15 protein-coding genes and 1 pseudogene are annotated in these 14,318 nt (G+C 69.7%); 7 read left to right on the forward strand and 9 right to left on the reverse strand.

From position 1 onward, the window contains the following. Positions 1-94 precede the first annotated feature (94 nt). Positions 95-1,525: an HNH endonuclease signature motif containing protein gene (locus CFI00_RS06020; RefSeq protein WP_207084348.1), complete on the forward strand. Its 1,431-nt coding sequence runs from the start codon at positions 95-97 to the stop codon at positions 1,523-1,525. Between the two features lie 318 nt (positions 1,526-1,843). On the opposite strand, the gene CFI00_RS06025 is transcribed toward CFI00_RS06020, so the two are convergent. Further along, positions 1,844-2,227 carry a hypothetical protein gene (locus tag CFI00_RS06025; RefSeq protein WP_207084349.1) on the reverse strand — a complete coding sequence of 128 codons (384 nt, stop codon included), beginning with the start codon at positions 2,225-2,227 and terminating at the stop codon, positions 1,844-1,846. 1,060 nt (positions 2,228-3,287) lie between these two features. Here CFI00_RS06025 and CFI00_RS06030 point away from each other — a divergent pair. Further along, positions 3,288-3,794, forward strand: coding sequence for a hypothetical protein (locus CFI00_RS06030; protein WP_207084350.1), 507 nt, complete (start codon positions 3,288-3,290; stop codon positions 3,792-3,794). Positions 3,795-3,859: 65 nt separating this feature from the next. Here the strand turns inward: CFI00_RS06030 and CFI00_RS06035 are convergent, their stop codons facing one another. Both CFI00_RS06035 and CFI00_RS06040 read right to left on the reverse strand, forming a co-directional pair. After that, positions 3,860-4,330 (reverse strand): hypothetical protein, encoded by a 471-nt coding sequence (locus CFI00_RS06035; protein WP_207084351.1) that lies wholly within the window; start codon positions 4,328-4,330, stop codon positions 3,860-3,862. Between the two features lie 161 nt (positions 4,331-4,491). Then, positions 4,492-5,745: pseudogene (locus CFI00_RS06040) on the reverse strand (IS256 family transposase). Between the two features lie 694 nt (positions 5,746-6,439). Between CFI00_RS06040 and CFI00_RS06050 the strand changes: the two are divergent. After that, positions 6,440-6,595, forward strand: coding sequence for a hypothetical protein (locus tag CFI00_RS06050; RefSeq protein WP_207084353.1), 156 nt, complete (start codon positions 6,440-6,442; stop codon positions 6,593-6,595). A 14-nt stretch (positions 6,596-6,609) separates the two neighbouring features. Here the strand turns inward: CFI00_RS06050 and CFI00_RS06055 are convergent, their stop codons facing one another. Both CFI00_RS06055 and CFI00_RS06060 read right to left on the reverse strand, forming a co-directional pair. Then, positions 6,610-6,774, reverse strand: a complete 165-nt coding sequence (locus tag CFI00_RS06055) for a hypothetical protein (protein WP_207084354.1) — start codon at positions 6,772-6,774, stop codon at positions 6,610-6,612. A 2-nt stretch (positions 6,775-6,776) separates the two neighbouring features. Continuing rightward, a complete protein-coding gene (locus CFI00_RS06060) occupies positions 6,777-7,541 on the reverse strand; it encodes an SDR family oxidoreductase (RefSeq protein WP_207084355.1) in 765 nt (254 codons plus the stop codon). Positions 7,542-7,601: 60 nt separating this feature from the next. Here CFI00_RS06060 and CFI00_RS06065 point away from each other — a divergent pair, with 60 nt between their 5' ends. Beyond that, positions 7,602-8,462 (forward strand): ParA family protein, encoded by an 861-nt coding sequence (locus CFI00_RS06065; protein WP_207084356.1) that lies wholly within the window; start codon positions 7,602-7,604, stop codon positions 8,460-8,462. Between the two features lie 3 nt (positions 8,463-8,465). Here CFI00_RS06065 and CFI00_RS06070 read toward each other — a convergent pair whose 3' ends face one another. After that, positions 8,466-9,842, reverse strand: coding sequence for a DEAD/DEAH box helicase (locus CFI00_RS06070; protein ID WP_207085399.1), 1,377 nt, complete (start codon positions 9,840-9,842; stop codon positions 8,466-8,468). A 185-nt stretch (positions 9,843-10,027) separates the two neighbouring features. Here CFI00_RS06070 and CFI00_RS06075 point away from each other — a divergent pair, with 185 nt between their 5' ends. Beyond that, positions 10,028-10,702 carry a ferritin-like fold-containing protein gene (locus CFI00_RS06075; RefSeq protein WP_207084357.1) on the forward strand — a complete coding sequence of 225 codons (675 nt, stop codon included), beginning with the start codon at positions 10,028-10,030 and terminating at the stop codon, positions 10,700-10,702. 22 nt (positions 10,703-10,724) lie between these two features. Here the strand turns inward: CFI00_RS06075 and CFI00_RS06080 are convergent, their stop codons facing one another. The 3 genes from CFI00_RS06080 to CFI00_RS06090 all read right to left on the reverse strand — a co-directional run bounded on the left by CFI00_RS06080 (position 10,725) and on the right by CFI00_RS06090 (position 11,939). Then, the gene (locus CFI00_RS06080) at positions 10,725-11,039 is read right to left on the reverse strand and encodes a hypothetical protein (RefSeq protein WP_242532711.1); all 315 of its coding nucleotides are present in this window, start codon (positions 11,037-11,039) and stop codon (positions 10,725-10,727) included. A 16-nt stretch (positions 11,040-11,055) separates the two neighbouring features. Further along, positions 11,056-11,274: a DUF3107 domain-containing protein gene (locus CFI00_RS06085; protein ID WP_207084358.1), complete on the reverse strand. Its 219-nt coding sequence runs from the start codon at positions 11,272-11,274 to the stop codon at positions 11,056-11,058. Positions 11,275-11,351: 77 nt separating this feature from the next. Next, positions 11,352-11,939 (reverse strand): TetR/AcrR family transcriptional regulator, encoded by a 588-nt coding sequence (locus tag CFI00_RS06090; protein WP_207085401.1) that lies wholly within the window; start codon positions 11,937-11,939, stop codon positions 11,352-11,354. Positions 11,940-12,175: 236 nt separating this feature from the next. Between CFI00_RS06090 and moeZ the strand changes: the two genes are divergently transcribed. After that, positions 12,176-13,375 carry an adenylyltransferase/sulfurtransferase MoeZ gene (gene moeZ / locus CFI00_RS06095; RefSeq protein ID WP_207084359.1) on the forward strand — a complete coding sequence of 400 codons (1,200 nt, stop codon included), beginning with the start codon at positions 12,176-12,178 and terminating at the stop codon, positions 13,373-13,375. A gap of 60 nt (positions 13,376-13,435) precedes the next feature. Beyond that, positions 13,436-14,308 carry a hypothetical protein gene (locus CFI00_RS06100; protein WP_207084360.1) on the forward strand — a complete coding sequence of 291 codons (873 nt, stop codon included), beginning with the start codon at positions 13,436-13,438 and terminating at the stop codon, positions 14,306-14,308. Positions 14,309-14,318 lie beyond the last annotated feature (10 nt).

The raw sequence follows: 14,318 nt of genomic DNA on the forward strand, positions 1-14,318 counted from the left end.
CGCGTCGGAGTGGTGCTACACCTGTTCGAAAACGATTCTCCACAGATGTGTTCTGGCAGGTCAGAGTGTCGGTGGTGTCTGGGACGATGGACGTATGTCCACCTCGACGCTCACCTCCGGCACCTGGGCCCCCGACCGGGTGGCGCTGGATCGTGCGGCCGCCGCGATGAGCGCCAAGCGGCGGGTCGAGGTGGAGGTGCTGGAGGCGGCGGTGGCATGGGCGCACGCGCACGTGGTGGGGCCGGACGCGGAACCGGGCGAGGTTGCGGGCTGGCGCTCGGACACGATCCGTACGCCCGGGACTGCTGCGGCGTTGTTCGGTGAGCGAGCGCTGCCTATCGCGGGGGAGGGGACGCCGCTGGTGGCGGAGTACTGCGTGATGGAGCTCGCGGTCGTGCTCGACCTGTCGCACGAGGCGACGTTGGCACTGCTGGGGGACGTGCTGGACCTGGCGCACCGGCTGCCGCGCCTGTGGGCGCTGGTGCGGGCGCTGCGGGTCCCCGTGCATCTCGCCCGGCTGGCCGCGAGCGAGTCCCGCGACCTCACCGAGAGCGCGGCAGGGCATGCGGACCGGTTGCTGGCCTGGCGGCCGCGTCGGTTGAACCCGCACCGGGTCGGGGTGCTGGTCCACGAGGCCCGGTTGTACGCCGACCCGGACCGGGCGATCGCCGACCACGACGCCGCGATGGACGCTCGATCGGTCGAGGTGCACCACGAGGAGGGGGCACCCGGCACCTCGGCCGTGTTCATGACCCTCGACACCGCGGACGCGGTCGCGTTCGACCACACGGTGTCGACGATGGCCGCGACCATGCGGTCGCTGGGCCACGAGGGTGAGCTGGGGGCGCGCCGGGCGCACGCTGTCGGGGTGCTCGCGGACCCGCAGAAGGCTCTGGACCTGCTGGCCGCAGCTGACGTCGGTGACCCGGAGCGGGGTCTCGACCCGGAGTCCGATCCGGCGGTCTGCGTCGCCGAGGACGTGGCCCACGAGTCAGGCGACCCGTTTCGCACGCCCTCCGGCGGTGGGGGAGAGGTGGTGCTGGTCTTCCACGTCACCGACCGCGACCTCCTCGACGACAGGCACGGCGTCGCCCACTCACCCACGCTGGGACCGGTTCTGACCGGTCGCCTGAGGTCGTGGCTGCTGTGTGCAGGGCAGGTGACCGTCAAGCCGGTGGTGGACCTCGACCCCGCCGCGCACCCGCCGGTCGACGCCCATGACCCGCCGGCGCGGATGGCCGCGATGGTCCGGCTGCGGGACGAGACGTGCATCTATCCGCGTTGCGGGCGCCCCTCAGCCCGCTGCGACCTCGACCACACGGTGGAGTACGTCCCCATGGACGAAGGTGGTCCGCCGGGCCAGACCCGACCCGGGAACCTCGCACCCCTGTGCCGCAGGCACCACCGCGCCAAGACCTTCGGCGACTTCTCCTACCGGCACCTGGACGACGGGTCCTACGAGTGGACCCTTCCCTCCAGCGCCACCATCACGGGCGACCCCCCCGGACATCGTCCGAGACCCTGACCGCCCCACAGCCCGATCACCCACCCCGTGATCGGGCCGCAGGCGCGTCACCGGCCCGTTCCTGGCCGCCTCAGAACGACCTTCTCAGCCGACTGATCGCTGCAGATCCAGATGTCAGAAGCACCTCGCGTCACAAGGCTTCCTGGCTCTACGCTCACGTGGAGCCCGCCCGAGGCGCACCTACCCGGTAAGGGTGCGTCCTGCCCGTCGCATGGTGGGGGTGGCAGCCCGTTCGAGCCGGGCCGGGTCCGGGGAACTCACGCCTCGACGGGAGGTGTCGGGGTTCCCGCTTCGCTCGACTCACGGCAGATCCGGGCGTCAGTCGCGATCCGCCGCGCGCCCTGGATCGCGCGCCGGACCGGGACCTTGAACCTCCAAGAGCATGGCGCTGTGCGAGCGGGAGACCACGCTTGTCGCGGCTATGGCACACAGTGCAATGACGGCGGCGAGGGCGAGACAAATGAGGACTACTGCGGATCCGCTCAACGCCTGCGGATGCGCAAAGCATCGGAAGTCCGTGGCGCTTTCGGGGAAGTAGGTGCCGTCCGCGCACTCCACTTCGCGCCGCCTGGCGATCATGGCTGCGCCAACAGCGACTCCAACGCCGCAAGCCGCCAGTCCCGCATTCCGATAGGCCGCTACTCGACCCTTGTCCTTGAGCGCCGGCAGGCGACCTGTGTCATCAAACGGCTCCGACGTCATGGGCAGAGCCTCGCATGTAGCCGGACTGGACGCGGGCATTCGACCTAGCTGCCAGGCCTTCCGCTCATCCGCAGCTCAGCGCACTGTCAGCGGCAGATCCGGACGATGGGGGCTGGAACGTTTTCCCTACGTCGCGAGTCGAAGTCGTGTGAGACTCGCCGACATGTACCCCTATCGGGTGGCGGCTTTGCTGTTGTGCGCTTGGACGCTCAGCATGCTTGGTGCGCCCCCGGCCGCCGCATCGTGCGCGACTGCCCCTGGCCCATCGCCATATGCGTTTGTGGGAACGGTCATCGCAACCAGCCAAGGTGATCGAGTAGTGCAGGTTGTGACAGATGGTGGTGCGACCGTCACTGTTCTGGGAACGACAGGTAGGTCCGACAACGCTTTTACTTCAGTGGATCGTCGCTATGCGTTGGGCGGTAGGTACGAGTTCCACCCGCTCAACGATGAGTCGCCGTACTCCGACAACTCGTGTACCGCGACCCGACAACTGAGCGGCCCTTCGTTGTCCGCTATCCCTCCCCAGGTCAACAAGGGAGTGCTTCCTGCGTGGCTACCGGTCGACGAGCAGGCTGGTCCGCTGGGTTACCTGCTCTTCTTCGGACCCATCGCGCTCGGCCTCGGCGTTCTGATTGTCGGGCTGCGTGGGCTCGTCCGCAGGCAGCGCACTGCGTCGCGTACCTCCTGACAGCAAGCCGTGCGCGCAACTCTCTGCGCCCGGATCTCGGCAGACCCCCGCACAACTCGCGGCAGATCCGGGCGAGCGTAGCCGCCCTCAACGCGGCAGATCCGGGCGAGCGTAGCCGCCCTCAACGCGGCAGATCCGGGCGAGCGTAGCCGCCCTCAACGCGGCAGATCCGGGCGAGCGTAGCCGCCCTCAACGCGGCAGATCCGGGCGAGCGTAGCCGCCCTCAACGCGGCAGATCCGGGCGAGCGTAGCCGCCCTCAACGCGGCAGATCCGGGCGAGCGTAGCCGCCCTCAACGCGGCATGTGCGGACGTTGCGATTGGGTCACGGCAAGTCTCAGGTGGCCGATGGCGAACCCATACTCAGTCGTGTGAGTCTCACATACGGCGCAGGAGCACCGGGTGCGGCAATCGCGGGGGTGTTGCTGGCCGCGCTTTGTGGATGCACGAGCACGGCGGAGCCCACCGCGGATGAATCCGACACCGCGCAAAAAACGAGGCCCGGGAACGGTGCGCTGGATCGACCGCACGCGCTCCTGGCACCCGGCGACGCGCCAACCGTCGAGAAGTTCGACGACGCCCGATATCAGGTGACTGCTGGGGTGAGTCCCGAGGGCTGCGTGTCAGTCACTCTGGAGGACGGTCGGACCTTGCTGCTCTTCGCGCCGTACGGCTCCCGCTTGTCAGCGGACTCCCCGCGCATCCGTCTGGCCGGCGGCTACGACTCCTTTGACGTTGGGGACTCAGTCGAACTGTCGGGCTGGGTGGACGACGTTTGGAAGGCGGTGGGCACGACTGCGCCGACCGAGTGGCGCCGGTGCGTGGGTGGGCGGGGCGACCACGAGCCGATGCTGGTCGTCGCCACAAACGACGGCTGACGGCAAGGATGCGGACGACGTGCCGCTCGTACGCAGACCCGCCGGATCGCAGCAGATGAGTGCGTTCAGATACTCCCGGCTCGCAACATGACCTGTCCGTCATCGGCCCACTCGCGGAGGGACTGAGGAGGCGGCAACTCGACCCCACCCATCCCTGCGCTCCCGTCGAACTCAGCCATGAGCCGTGCAAGGACCGTCGATGCTTGACGCTCGGTGTCGGGATCGTTGAGGGGATCATCGAGGCTCAACCCAAGCACGATGTCGCCCTCTTGGGTCAGCGTCACGATGGCTCCGTAGAAGCGCTTCGCCCTCAGATATAGCGAAAACGCCCCGTCGGCGTCCGCATCGCGCCGAAGGTCGGCCAGGGCCTCGGCATCGCCCGGTGACGGCGTCTCGGCAACGAAGGTGCGAAGGAACGCTTCGAAGCGCGGGTCCCCTGGATCAGAACGATCTACGTAACGTTCGACGAATCGGGCGAGGATCGCAGGGCGGTCGCCAGCGCGTATCCATGCGAAGACGTCGAAGCAGGGCGGCATGCGGAGACCGTATCGAGGGACACCCTCATCTCGGCATGAGCGGACACTCAGGTCGGCGCATGAGCGGATGCGTCCGGCTATGTTCCTCCATGCACATGAGCCGGGTCGAGTCCACGGTCGTGGTGGATGAAGGGGCCACCGCGTGACCCGGTGGCAGCACTCTAGGCAGTGAGTGCGGCGGGTGTCAGGTCCTCCTTTTGGTCGGTGGTGTCGTCGGTGTTGATCAGGGCGATGCGGGAGCGGGCCAGGACGTCGAGTCCGAGGTAGCGGCGTCCTTCGGCCCAGTCGTCGTGCTGCTCGGCCAGCACGGCGCCGATGAGCCGGATGGCGGAGTTGCGGTCGGGGAAGATCCCGACGACGTCGGTACGGCGGCGGATCTCGCGGTTGAGCCGTTCGTTCGGGTTGTTGGACCAGATCTGGCGCCAGATCTCCTTCGGGAACGCGGTGAAGGCCAGGATGTCGGCGCGAGCTTCCTCGAGGTGCTCAGCCACCGCGGGGAGCTTCTCGTACAGGGTCTCGATGACGCGGTCGAACTGGGCGTGCACGGCCTTGGCGTCGGGCTGGTCGTAGATCGAGTGCAGCATCGCTTTGACCCAGCCCCACGACTATTTGGGCGTCGCGGACATCAGGTTCGCGGCGTAGTGGGTCCGGCAGCGTTGCCAGGCGGCACCGTCCAGGGTCGAGGTCATCGCGGCGACCAGACCGCTGTGGGCGTCCGAGGTGACGAGCTTGACCCCGGTCAGGCCGCGGGCGTTCAGGCCACGGAACAGGGTCAGCCAGCCGGCCTCGGACTCGGCTGAGCAGATGTCCACGCCGAGGATCTCGCGGTGGCCGTCGGCGTTGATGCCGGTGGCGACCAGCACGTGGGTGTTGACCACCCGGCCGCCTTCGCGGACCTTCATCGTCAACGCGTCCGCGGCCACGAACGTGTACGGCCCGGCATCGAGTGGCCGGGTCCGGAAGTCCTCGACGTGCGCGTCGAGTTCCTTGGCCATCACGCTGACCTGCGACTTGGACAGCCGGGTGATGCCGAGCGTTTCGACGAGCTTCTCCATCCGCCGGGTAGAGACCCCGAGCAGGTAGCAGGTCGCCACCACGGTGGTCAGTGCTCGCTCCGCACGACGGCGTCGCTCGAGGAGCCAGTCGGGGAAGTAGGACCCCTCGCGCAGCTTGGGGATCGCGACCTGCATCGTCCCGGTGCGGGTGTCGAAGTCCCGGGTCCGGTAGCCGTTGCGGGAGTTGGTCCGATCCGGGCTGCGTTCGCCGTACGGGGCGCCGCAGATCGCGTCGGCCTCGGCCGACATCAACGCCTGAACGAACGTGGACAGCATCGATCGGAGCAGGTCGGGTTCGGCGCGCTGGAGGTGCTCGGCCATGAACGCGGGCAGGTCAATAGAGTTGGGGTCGACGGTCATCGTTTGGTTCTCCTTCAGTTGTGCTTTCGCAGGTCTTCTGAAGGATCACGCGGTGGCCGTCGCTATGTCAGGACGCCACGCTCACGACGGGCCCGTCGTACACCACACCCGTGGACTCAACTCATGAGCCGTGGAGCACATACGGGCGGGGGAATGAACGGTGAGCGAAGCACCTGACTGGTTGCCCCTCTTGAGGAGCTGCACCGAGCGCTTCAGCGACGTCGTCCGGTGTGCCGAGCTCGACGCACGGGTTCCCACCTGCCCGGGTTGGTCGCTGGGTGACCTCGCGGTGCACCTGGGTGGTGTCCATCAGTGGGCGGCTCATGCCGTGCTCGAGGGCAACCCCCACCTCCGTCCGGAGCCGCCCGCCGAGACGGGGCGTCAAGGGTTGACCACGTGGTACCGCTGACACGCCTCGCACCTGGTCGATGTGTTGACCTCGACAGCGGCGGACGCACCCGCGTGGACCCTCGACGACCGGCACCCCACCGCTGCGTTCTGGAGACGGCGTCAGGTCCACGAGACCGTGATGCATCTGTGGGACGCCGACAATGCCCTAGGGCAGCCTCGCCCCATCGATCCCTTGCTCGCATGGGACGGGGTCCTCGAAGTGCGGGACGTCATCTACCCGAGACAGGTGCGACTCGGGCGCGTTCAGCCCATGCCGCGTTCCGTGCACTTGGTCGCTACGGACGTGCGCGGAGACGCCGTGCTCGGCGAGGGCGAGTCGATCGAGCTGCACGGCGCGACGGAGGTGCTCCTGAGGTTGCTGTGGCACCGAGCGGACCTCAACGCACACGTGCCTGACGCGCAGACGCGCACGCTCTTGTCAGGCGCCATCACCCCCTGACCCTCGCAGTCCGCTCATCGACCAGCTCCGGAGTCGCGTCCGGGTCCGGTGCTGGAGAAGCCCAGCAGGCGCCCCTCCGTGGACCATGCCATCAGGCCGGCGTACGCCTCCTCCCACACGCCGAGGTGAAGGTCGGTCAGCGCCTCGGCGTCCTCCAGGCGCGGAGGTGCGAGCCGCACCCCTACTTCCGCCCCAGCGACTGCGTGAGCCGCAGCACCCGGTTGGGGACGACCGAGGTGAGAGCGCGGACGGCCTTGTACTGCGCGCCGGGGATCGAGTAGGCCCGACCCTTCTCGAAGTCCTTCAGCGACGTACGCACCAGGAACTCGACGTCGAGCCACATGAAGCCGTCGCCGCGGGTGACCTGCATCCGCTCGTGGAACTCGGTCTTGGTGAAGCCCGGGCACAGGGCCATCACCTTCACGCCGCGCGACCCGTACTCCATGTGCGCCCACTCGCTGAAGCTGTTGACCCACGCCTTGGCGGCGGAGTAGCTGCCGCGGGGGAGGAAGGCGGCGACGCTGGAGACGTTGATGATGCCGCCGTGGCCGCGCTCGGCCATCGCGCCGAGGGCGGCGTGGCTGAGCCGCAGCACCGCGGTGACCAGCACCTCGAGCATCGCGGTCTCCTCGTCGGCGGTGTTGTCGAGGAAGCGCTTCTTCAGCCCGAAGCCGGCGTTGTTGACCAGCAGGTCGACCGGGTGGTCGCGGTCGGCCAGGCGCGCCTCGACGCGGGCGAGGTCCGCACGGTCGGTGAGGTCGGCGACCAGCACCTCGACGTCGACCTGGTGGGCGCGGCGCAGCTCCTCGGCCACCTGCTCCAGGCGGGCGGCGTCGCGAGCGACGAGGACGAGGTCGTCGCCGCGCGCGGCGAGCTGGACGGCGTACTCGTGGCCGATGCCGGCGGTCGCGCCGGTGATGAGGGAGGTCGTGTTCTGGGGAGGCATGCAGCCAGCATTTCAGGACGACCCCACCGCCCGCGACCCCGTCCGGCACAATGGGGGGTGATGAGCACCCAGAGCCCGATCACCCTGGCCGTCGCCAACCAGAAGGGTGGCGTCGCCAAGACCACCTCCGTCGCGTCGATCGGGGCCGCGCTGGCCGAGCTGGGCCATCGCGTCCTGCTGGTCGACCTCGACCCCCAGGCGTGCCTGACCTTCTCCCTCGGCATCGATCCCGAGGACCTCGACGTCTCGGTCCACCACGTCCTGACCCAGGGCGTGGACCCGGTCGAGGTGATCATCGAGACCGAGGACGGCGTCGACGTCCTGCCCGCCACCATCGAGCTCGCCCGCGCCGAGGCCGACCTGCTGACCCGCACCGGGCGCGAGCACGTCATCAAGGGCGCGCTCGAGCAGCTCGCCGAGGACCTCGGCGACGAGGCGTACGACTGGGTGCTGCTCGACTGCCCGCCCTCGCTCGGCGTGCTGACGGTCGCCGCGCTCACCGCGGCCGACGGCGTCCTGGTGCCGCTGCAGTGCGAGACGCTGTCGCACCGCGGCGTCGGGCAGCTGCTGGACACCGTCCACGACGTACGCCGCTTCACCAACCGCGGCCTCGAGGTGTGGGGCGTGCTCCCGACGCTCTACGACGGGCGCACCAACCACGCCCGCACGGTGCTGGAGACCATCAGCGAGACCTACGACCTCGAGGTCGTCGAGCCGCCGATCCCCAAGACGATCAAGTTCGCCGAGGCTCCCGCGGCCGGTCGCTCAATCCTCGCGACGAGCCGCAGCAACAAGGGCGCGCAGGCCTACCGCGAGGTCGCGAAGAACCTCGTCGAGCGCGCCGCCCGGCCGAAGGTGAAGAAGGCGGCGAAGAAGAAGCCGGCCAAGAAGGCCGCCGCCACGAAGGCGGCGGCCCGCTAGGTCTCAGGCCTGGCTGGGGGTGTCCTTCACCGGGGCGCCGCCGCGGGTCCTGCTGCGGCTGCGGTTGCGCCGGCGCGGCGCGTCGCCGGACGCCTTCTCGCGCGTGCCACCGTCGCGCGAGCCACCGTCACGGGAACCGCCGTCGCGCGAGCCACGCTCACGCTGCGGGCGCTCCTTCTTCTCCACCGGCGCGGGGTCGACGATCCGGCCCTTGGTGCCGGCCGGGATGCCCTGGTCGTGGAAAAGGTGCTCGGAGGTCGAGTAGGTCTCCTGCGGCTCCGGGAAGGGCAGGTCGAGGGTCTTGTTGATCATCTTCCAGCGGTGCAGGTCCGCCCAGTCGACGAAGGTGATCGCGATGCCCGAGGCGCCCGCGCGACCGGTGCGGCCGATGCGGTGGACGTAGGTCTTGTCGTCCTCGGGGCAGGTGTAGTTGATGACGTGGGACACGCCGCGCACGTCGATGCCGCGGGCGGCGACGTCCGTGGCGACGAGGACGCGGATCTCGTCCTCGCGGAACTTCGCCAGCGCCTTCTCGCGCGCGACCTGGGCCATGTCGCCGTGCAGCGGCGAGGCGCTGAAGCCGCGCTCGGCGAGGTCGTCGGCGACCCGCTGCGCCTGGCGCTTGGTGCGGGTGAAGACGATGATCTTCTCAGCGTCCTCGGCCTGGAGGATGCGGCCGATGATCTCCGGCTTGTCGAGGTCGTGGGCCTGGTAGATGAACTGCGCGGTCGCCGGCACCATCGTGGTGTCGTACGACGACTCGGCGCGGATGTTCATCGGGTGGCGCATGTGGGTGCGGGCCAGCGCGACGATCGCCGACGGCATCGTGGCCGAGAACAGCATCGTCTGGCGGGTCTCGGGCGTCTTCGACAGCAGCGTGATGACGTCGGGCAAGAAGCCGAGGTCGAGCATCTCGTCGGCCTCGTCGAGCACCAGTGCGTGCACGTGGGAGAGGTCGAGCGCGCGGCGGTTGGCCAGGTCGATGAGGCGACCGGGGGTGCCGACCACGATGTCGACGCCGGACTCGAGGGCCTCGAGCTGGGTGTCGTAGCCGACGCCGCCGTAGACGGTGAGGACCCGCAGGCCCATGTCCTTGCTGGCGAGGTGGAGGTCGTTGGACACCTGGAGCGCGAGCTCGCGGGTGGGGGCGACGATGAGGGCCTGCGGCTTGCCCTGCGGGAGGTCGGCGTAGGCCGGGTTGCTCGGCGCGATGGAGCGCTGGAGCACCGGGATGCCGAAGGCGAGGGTCTTGCCGGTGCCCGTGCGGGCCTGGCCGATGAGGTCGGTGCCGAGCAGGGCGACCGAGAGGGTCATCTCCTGGATGGCGAAGGGGGTGGTGATGCCGGCGCGCTCGAGCGCGTCGCAGATCTCGGGCAGCACGCCCAAGTCACGGAAGGTGGTGGTCACGAATGTGTCGCTTTCGGAAGAGTCGGATGTCCCACGCGTATGCGGTCAGTCCACTCGGGAAAGCGTGCAAGCAGGAGTGCCAACCGCGCACATACAGGCGGCCACCGGCCAAGAAGTCGGCGGCTCGGTCACGGTGATGATATCGCTAGGCTGCGCGCATGACTGAATCGCCCGACGAGGACTACCGCCGCGCCGCCGTCGACCTCCTCGGGGCGATCGCCTACGGAGAGCTCTCCGCCTTCGAGCGGCTCGTCGAGGACGCCAAGATGGCGCCGGGCATCGGCGACAAGATCGCCATCGGCGCGATGGCCACGGCCGAGTTCGCCCACCTCGAGAAGCTGGTGGGCCGCCTCGAGGAGCTCGGCGCCGACCCGGTCGAGGCGATGCAGGCCTTCCAGGCCAGCTTCGACAGCTTCCACGCCCACACCGCGCCGGCCGACTACTACGAGGGCCTGATCAAGGCCTACGTCGGCGACGGGCTCGCCGCCGACTTCTACCGCGAGATCGCGGCCTACCTCGACGCCGAGACCCGCGAGGTCATCATCGCCTCGCTCGAGGACGCCGGACAGACGGCCTTCATCGTCGAGCGGGTGCGCGCCGGCATCGCCGAGGACCACCGCCTCGGTGGACGCCTGGCCCTGTGGGGGCGCCGGCTGATGGGCGAGGCGCTCACCCAGGCGCAGCGGGTCGCGGGCGACCGTGAGTCGCTCACCGCCCTGCTGGCCGGGGGAGTGGACCGGCCCGGGCTCGACCTCGCCGCCCTGGGACGGATGTTCACCCGCCTGACCGAGCTGCACGCAGCGCGGATGGCGCAGCTCGGCCTCGACGCCTGAGCAGGACCCGGCCAGTGCCAGGTCAGGACCGCCGGGCGGCCCGACCGGTGATCGTGGCCGCGATCACCACGAGCACGGCGGCGGTGCCGACCTGCCACAGGTGACGCCACCAGTCGAGCCCGGGGTTGGTGTCGTACATGTCGCCGCGCGCGTAGCCGTCCGCCACGCCGAACACGGCGTAGTAGAGGTAGGTGCCGACGAACGCGCCGCCGATGCCGCACAGGACGGTCAGCCACAGCGGGATGTTGTCGCGGTCACCGGGGGCGACCGCCTTGCCGAGGACGCCGATGACCAGGCCCAGGGCGAGGGTGACCAGGACGGTCCAGATCAGTCCCACGGGCCGGCCTCCCGGCTCAGCGGAAGCCGACGGTGCTGGACGTCGGCGAGCCCAGCTCGACGTAGGCGATCTTGTCCGCAGGCACGACGACCGCGCGGCCCTTGACGTCGGCCAGGCGCAGCACGCCGTTGCCGGCGAGCGCCTCGGCGAGGCGGGCCTCGATGTCCTCGGGCGTGCTGTCGGTGTCGAGGACCAGCTCGCGCTGGGCGTGCTGCACGCCGATCTTGACCTCCACGATGTTGCTCCTTGCTCAGTTCGTCAGGGGGTGACTCAGGGGGGTGGTTCAGGGGTGTGTGCTGCGAGTCTGTCCGGTCAGTGGTCGTCGGTCATCGGGTAGCCCCGGATCCCGCGCCAGGCGAGGCCGGCGATGAGGGCCGCGGCGTCGTCCTGGGAGATGCCTCCGCCGCCCGCGAGCCAGAACCGCGCCGAGACCTGCGCCATTCCCACCAGCGACACCGCGAGCAGCTCGGAGGCCTCGTCCGGCAGGCCGGTGTCGGTGCGGATCACGTCGGCGATCATCGAGGCGCACTCGATGGTGACGCGATCGACGCGCTCGCGCACGTCGGGCTCGCTGGTGAGGTCGGACTCGAAGACGAGGCGGAAGGCGCCCTCCTCGGAGGCGACGTAGCTGTAGAACACCTTCATCGTCGCCGCGACACGGTCCTTGTTGTCCGTGGTCGACGCGAGCGCCTCGCGGCAGCCGTCGATGATGGTGTCGCAGGAGGCGTCGAGCAGCGCGAGGTAGAGGTCGAGCTTGCCCGGGAAGTGCTGGTAGAGCACGGGCTTGGAGACGCCCGCGCGCTCGGCGATGTCGTCCATCGCCGCGGCGTGGTAGCCCTGGGCGACGAAGACCTCGAGGGCCGACTCGAGCAGCTGCACGCGTCGCTCGCGGCGCGGCATCCGCCCGCCGCGCGGTCGCGGGAGCGCGCCGTCGGGCGTGGTGTCGGGGCTGCCTGCGGTCACGTCGTGCTCCTGGTGCTGACTGGCGGATACTCCTGGGTAGTGCGGGGCGAGCCTATCCGCCCCGTGCCGGTCCGGATGCCGGGACGTCGTACGGCGGGTCGCGGGGCCGGGGGGAACATGGACGGGTTCCCGATGGTTGTGCCGGGACCTGGTCGTCCCACGAAGGAGTCACCGTGTCGTACCCCGCGCTCGTCGAGCCGGCTGCCGAGCTCACCACCGACGAGGTGCGCCGCTACAGCCGCCACCTGATCATCCCGGACGTCGGCATGAGCGGGCAGAAGCGCCTGAAGAACGCCAAGGTGCTCGTCATCGGCGCGGGCGGCCTCGGCTCCCCGGCGCTGCTCTACCTCGCCGCCGCCGGTGTCGGCACGATCGGCATCGCCGAGTTCGACGAGGTCGACGAGTCGAACCTCCAGCGCCAGATCATCCACGGGATGTCGGACATCGGACGCCCGAAGGCGGTGTCGGCCCAGGAGTCGATCGCCGAGGTCAACCCCTACGTCGACGTCGTGGTGCACAACGAGCGCCTCGACAACGACAACGTGCTGCAGATCTTCGAGGGCTACGACCTCATCGTCGACGGCACGGACAACTTCGCCACGCGCTACATGGTCAACGACGCGGCCTACTTCCTGAAGATCCCCTACGTCTGGGGCTCGATCTACCGCTTCGACGGCCAGGCGTCGGTGTTCGCGCCGTCCATGTCCGACGAGGCGCCCTGCTACCGCTGCCTCTACCCCGAGCCCCCGCCGCCGGGCATGGTGCCCAGCTGCGCCGAGGGTGGCGTGCTCGGCGTGCTGTGCGCCAGCATCGGGTCGATCCAGGTCAACGAGGCGATCAAGCTGCTGACCGGCATCGGCGACCCGGCCATCGGCAAGCTCGTCATCTACGACGCACTCGAGCTGGAGTGGCGCAAGCTCAAGGTCCGCAAGGACCCCAACTGCGCGCTCTGCGGCGAGAACGCGACCGTCACCGGTCTCATCGACTACGACGCCTTCTGCGGCGCGGTGTCCGACGAGGCCGCGGAGGCCGCGGCCGGCTCGACGATCTCGGTCGTCCAGCTCGAGCAGATGCTCAAGGAGCGCGAGGCCGGCGAGCGCGACTTCACCCTCATCGACGTGCGTGAGCCCAACGAGTTCGAGATCAACCAGATCCCGGGCGCGGTGCTGGTGCCGAAGGGCGAGTTCCTCAACGGCAACGCGCTGGGCGACCTGCCCGCCGACAAGCCGATCGTGCTCCACTGCAAGTCGGGCGTCCGCTCGGCCGAGGTCCTCGCGATCGTCAAGGGCGCGGGCTACGCCGACGCCGTGCACGTCGGTGGCGGCGTCGTCGCCTGGGTGAGCCAGATCGACCCCAGCCAGCCGGCGTACTGAGCTCACCTGACGGGGAGGGACGGGGCGTAACCGCCCCATGGGGGCTTCGTTGGACCGTGCATGCGCACTCCGACGAAGCTCCTGTCCCTCGCCGCGGCGTCCGGCCTCCTCGCCGCTGCCGCCACCAGCGCGCCCGCCTCCGCGGCGCCGACGAAGCCGGCCCGTGCCTCCTGGGCGCCGGCCGCCACCGCCTCGATCCATCCGGGCGTGCAGATGTACACCGAGGGTGCCCAGTGCACCGCCAACTTCGTCTACACCGACCGCTCCGGTGCGACGTACGTCGGCTACGCCGCGCACTGCGCCGGCACCGGTGAGGCGACCGACACCAGCGGCTGCGACGCCGGCTCCCTCCCGCTGGGCACCCGGGTCGACTTCGTCGAGGGCGGCTCGCTGCTCGCCGAGGGCACCAAGGTCGGCTCCGGCACGCTGGCGTACTCGTCGTGGCTGACGATGAAGCAGCGCGGCGAGACCGACGCGGACGCCTGCGCCTACAACGACCTGGCCCTGGTGAAGGTCGACGCCGCCGACGTGGCGAAGGTCAACCCGTCGGTGCCCTTCTGGGGCGGCCCGGTCGGCATCGACACCGACGGCACGTCCGCGGGTGAGACGGTCTACTCCTACGGCAACTCGAGCCTGCGCGGCGGTGTCGAGCTGCTCTCGCCCAAGCAGGGCACCAGCCTCGGCACCGACCCGAGCGGCTGGTCGCACCCGGTCTACACCGTGACGCCGGGCGTGCCCGGCGACTCCGGCAGCGCCTTCCTCGACGCCGAGGGCAACGCCCTCGGCACGCTCTCGACGCTGGCGCTGGCCCCGCTGGCCGGGTCCAACGGCGTCGGCGACCTGTCCCACGAGCTGTCGTACGCCCAGGCGCACGGCCCGATCGCCGGACTGCGCCTGGTGCCGGGCACGGAGCCCTTCAGCCCGATCCTCTGACGCACCCCTC

The organism is Nocardioides sp. S5, assembly GCF_017310035.1.
Lineage (GTDB): Bacteria > Actinomycetota > Actinomycetes > Propionibacteriales > Nocardioidaceae > Nocardioides.

Excerpts from the sequence above, each read along its gene's own strand:
- CFI00_RS06020 (WP_207084348.1), top strand. The coding sequence starts at position 95 with ATGTCCACCTCGACGCTCACCTCCGGCACCTGGGCCCCCGACCGGGTG.
- CFI00_RS06035 (WP_207084351.1), bottom strand. The coding sequence starts at position 4,330 with ATGCCGCCCTGCTTCGACGTCTTCGCATGGATACGCGCTGGCGACCGC.
- CFI00_RS06060 (WP_207084355.1), bottom strand. The coding sequence starts at position 7,541 with ATGCCTCCCCAGAACACGACCTCCCTCATCACCGGCGCGACCGCCGGC.
- CFI00_RS06090 (WP_207085401.1), bottom strand. The coding sequence starts at position 11,939 with ATGCCGCGCCGCGAGCGACGCGTGCAGCTGCTCGAGTCGGCCCTCGAG.
- CFI00_RS06025 (WP_207084349.1), bottom strand. The coding sequence starts at position 2,227 with ATGACGTCGGAGCCGTTTGATGACACAGGTCGCCTGCCGGCGCTCAAG.
- CFI00_RS06075 (WP_207084357.1), top strand. The coding sequence starts at position 10,028 with ATGACTGAATCGCCCGACGAGGACTACCGCCGCGCCGCCGTCGACCTC.
- CFI00_RS06065 (WP_207084356.1), top strand. The coding sequence starts at position 7,602 with ATGAGCACCCAGAGCCCGATCACCCTGGCCGTCGCCAACCAGAAGGGT.
- CFI00_RS06100 (WP_207084360.1), top strand. The coding sequence starts at position 13,436 with ATGCGCACTCCGACGAAGCTCCTGTCCCTCGCCGCGGCGTCCGGCCTC.